Here is a 3,401-nt window from a genome sequence, read left to right as displayed (position 1 = left end):
GGGCGGCGGACGTGCTCTCGTTCATGCCAGTGATCGTATGCCTACACGCGTAGGCCAACAAGTGTTGACGCACGCGCCGCCGCCCACCTACAGTTGCCAACATACGTTGACCAACACCTGTTGGCCTACAACCGTTGGCGACTGGGAGGTCACCATGAGCGGCACTGGCAACGGCACCGGCACGGGCAAGGGCACCGACCGCACCGACCGTTCCACGCATGCCGTGATCGTCGTCGGCGCCGGCCCCGCCGGTCTGCTCCTCGCGGGTGACCTCGCCGAGGCCGGCGTCCCCGTCACCCTGCTGGAGAAGCGCCCCCACAAGATCAGCAACCTCTCCCGGGCGTTCGGCGTGCACGCCCGCACGCTGGAGCAGCTCGACGCCCGCGGCCTCGCCGACGACCTGCTCGCCACCGGCAGCACCATCACCCAGTTGCGGCTGTTCCGCCGCCTCTCCCTGGACCTCACCACGCTGCCCTCCCGCTTCCCGTTCCTGCTGATCACCCCCCAGTACGAGGTCGAACGCCTGCTGGAGAGGCGCGCCCGGCGGCTCGGCGTCCGGTTCCAGTACGAGACCGAACTCCTCGCGTTGCGGCAGGACGCCGACGGTGCCGACATCGACGTCCGCACCGGGGACGGAACGACCGCCACCCACCGTGCCGCGTACGTCGTCGGCACCGACGGCCACCGCAGCGCCGTGCGTGAGGCGATCGGCCAGCCCTTCCCCGGCGTCTCCGTCATCACCTCCCTGTTCCTCGCGGACGTCCGCCTCGCCGAGAAGCCCGGAAGCGTCCTCACCGTCGACGGCGTGGGTGACGTCTTCGCGATGATCGCCTCGTTCGGCGACGGCTGGTACCGCGTCATGGGCTGGAACCGCCGCAACGAGGTCCCCGACGACCACCCCCTCGACCTCGACGAGGTCAAGGACGTCACCCGCCGCGCGCTGGGCACCGACTACGGCATGCACGACGCCCGCTGGCTCTCCCGCTTCCACAGCGACGAACGCCAGGCTCCCGAGTACCGGGTGGGGAGGGTCTTCCTCGCCGGCGACGCCGCGCACGTCCACTCCCCGGCCGGCGGGCAGGGCATGAACACCGGACTCCAGGACGCGGCCAACCTCGGCTGGAAGCTCGCCGCCGTCGTCAAGGGGCAGGCCCCCGACAGCCTCCTGGACACCTACCAGGCCGAACGCCACCCGGTCGGCAAGGCGGTGCTGCGCAGCAGCGGCGGCCTCGTCCGGCTGGCCCGCGCCCAGAGCCCGGCGCTGCGGGCCGTACGCGCCGTCGTCTCGGCCCTCGTCAAGGCCGCCGCGCCCGCCCGCACCAAGGCCCTGGCCCAGATCACCGGGACCGGCTACCGCTACCCCGCCCCGCGCGGCGCCCACCGCCTCGTCGGCACCCGGGTCCCGGACGTGGCCCTCCGGAGCGGCAACCGCCTGTACGAAGCCTTGCGGGGCGGCCGTCACGTCCTCATCACCCCGCCCGCCGTACGACTCCCCCACGACGCCACCGCGGACGGCGAGCACGACTCGCTGCCGGTCGTCGAGCACTGGACCGGTGACCGCCGTACCGCCCTGCTGGTCCGCCCCGACGGCTACGTGGCCTGGGCGGCGGACGACGCCGACGCCACGGCCGTCGAGGCCGCCGTGGCCGCGCGGTTCATCACCGCCAACTGACCTACCGAACCCGGCCCTGCCGTGACCGGGTGCGTCTGTCACTTCTGCGCGTAGGTGAGGCAGTCCACCTGCTCGTGCTCGAAGCCGACGGTGATGGCCGGGGCGTGGCATTCGAGTCCGCTGTTGTGGCGGCAGTCGGCCATCTTGCAGGCGCCGACCCTGCCGGTGGTCGACGGCTCACCGCCTTCGAGGTCGGCGCCCATGAACGTGTCGCACACGGGACTGTCGAGGTCTCCCACGGTGATCGCCGCGGCGTGGCACGTGTGGTCGTGGTTGTAGGCGCAGCCCTCGGCCGCGCATTCGCTGATGACGGGCAGTTGCATGACGGGGGTGGCTGCCATGGCGGTTCGCCCCTCTCGTGAGCTCGTGCGGAGCATCCGGCGCGAACTGCGTGCGGACCGGCGCCGCCCGGCTTGCTTGCTTGCCTGCTCGCTCGCTCGCGGGATGCTCCTTCCTGTCTTCCACTGTCCGCGACAGCGAGGGGCGGCGCACGTCCGCAGGGCGAACCGGCCGGGGGATCGCGGGCTACTCGCCGGTTCCGTGCGTGCTCAGGCGTGACAGCAGGGGCAGCGCCGCCTCGAGCGTCTTGCGTTCGTCCGGGGTGAGGACGGCGTTGATCGCCCTGCCGAGCCGGTCGGCGCGGCGGCGGCGCTCCTCGGCCAGGCGGTCGTGTCCCGCCGGCGTGAGGGTGAGGAGCAGCTTGCGCCCGTCGTCGGGGTGCGCCTCGACACGCACGAGGCCCTGCGTCAGGAGGCCCTTGACCGTCTTGGCGGCCGACTGGTGGCTGACCCCCCTCTGCTGCGCGATCTCCGCCGTGGTCAGCGGGCCGCCGCGGTCCAGGTAGCCGAGGACGGCGGCCTCACCGGGCGGCATCGTGTCGACGGCGCGCACCGTGCGTACGAGCCGTCCGATGGTCAGGCGGAGTTCCTCGGCCAGTCGGCTGTCATCCATGACCGCCACTTTACTCATCTTTATCAACTGAGTTGTACAGTTCAGTTGTAGATCTTTGGCCGGCTAGGCTCCGAAAGGCCCCACCGTGAAGCTCACCAAGCACGCCCATGCCTGCGTCACGCTCGAGAAGGACGGCACGCGTCTGGTCATCGACCCCGGCACGCTCACCCCGGACGCGGCCGAAGCCGTCGCCCGGGCCGACGCCGTACTGATCACCCATGAGCACTTCGACCACTTCGACGAACAACTGGTCGCCGCCGCTCTCCAGGACCGTCCCGGGTTGCACGTCTACGGCACCGCCGCCGTCGCGGCCGCCCTCGGCAGCCATGACGGCCGCGTGCACGCCGTCGCCGCGGGCGACACCTTCGACGTCGGGTCCGTCACCATCAGCGTGCACGGCCACCGGCACGCGCTGATCCACCCCGACATCCCGTGCCCCGACAACGTCGGCTACCTCGTCGACGAGGGAACCGTCCACCATCCCGGCGACGCCTACCACGTGCCCGACGCCCCCGTGCGCACCCTTCTGCTGCCGACCAGCGGTCCTTGGACGAAGTTCGGGGAGGCCGCCGACTACGTCCGCGCCGTCAAGCCCGAGCGTGTCATCCAGATCCACGAACTCATGCTCAGCGACCTCGGCCGGCAGTCCGCCGCCAACCTGCTCGGCGAGAAGGGCCTGACCGGCATCCCGATCGAGTACGTCGAGCCCGGCGCCGACGTCCAGGTGTGAGCCGCGTCCTAGGGTCTGTCGTCAAATGATCTTCGATCGGGGATCATG

The 3,401-nt window shown here is 71.2% G+C and carries 4 protein-coding genes; 2 read left to right on the top strand and 2 right to left on the bottom strand.

What is annotated here, in order from left to right:
• The first annotated feature begins 154 nt into the window (after positions 1–154).
• On the top strand, positions 155–1,672 hold the full coding sequence (locus tag CCN29_RS30690; protein WP_086685781.1) for an FAD-dependent monooxygenase: 1,518 nt from the start codon (positions 155–157) through the stop codon (positions 1,670–1,672).
• Positions 1,673–1,710: 38 nt separating this feature from the next.
• Here the strand turns inward: CCN29_RS30690 and CCN29_RS30685 are convergent, their stop codons facing one another.
• A complete protein-coding gene (locus CCN29_RS30685; protein WP_006132234.1) occupies positions 1,711–2,013 on the bottom strand; it encodes a DUF1540 domain-containing protein in 303 nt (100 codons plus the stop codon).
• 184 nt (positions 2,014–2,197) lie between these two features.
• Positions 2,198–2,623 carry a MarR family winged helix-turn-helix transcriptional regulator gene (locus tag CCN29_RS30680; RefSeq protein ID WP_031018977.1) on the bottom strand — a complete coding sequence of 142 codons (426 nt, stop codon included), beginning with the start codon at positions 2,621–2,623 and terminating at the stop codon, positions 2,198–2,200.
• Between the two features lie 85 nt (positions 2,624–2,708).
• Between CCN29_RS30680 and CCN29_RS30675 the strand changes: the two genes are divergently transcribed.
• Entirely contained in the window at positions 2,709–3,353 is a 645-nt protein-coding gene (locus tag CCN29_RS30675; RefSeq protein WP_086685778.1) for an MBL fold metallo-hydrolase, read from the top strand.
• Positions 3,354–3,401 lie beyond the last annotated feature (48 nt).

Origin of the sequence: Streptomyces pseudogriseolus (assembly GCA_002154585.1) — a bacterium.
Lineage (GTDB): Bacteria > Actinomycetota > Actinomycetes > Streptomycetales > Streptomycetaceae > Streptomyces > Streptomyces pseudogriseolus.
This window is presented reverse-complemented; position numbering and strand designations above follow the sequence as displayed.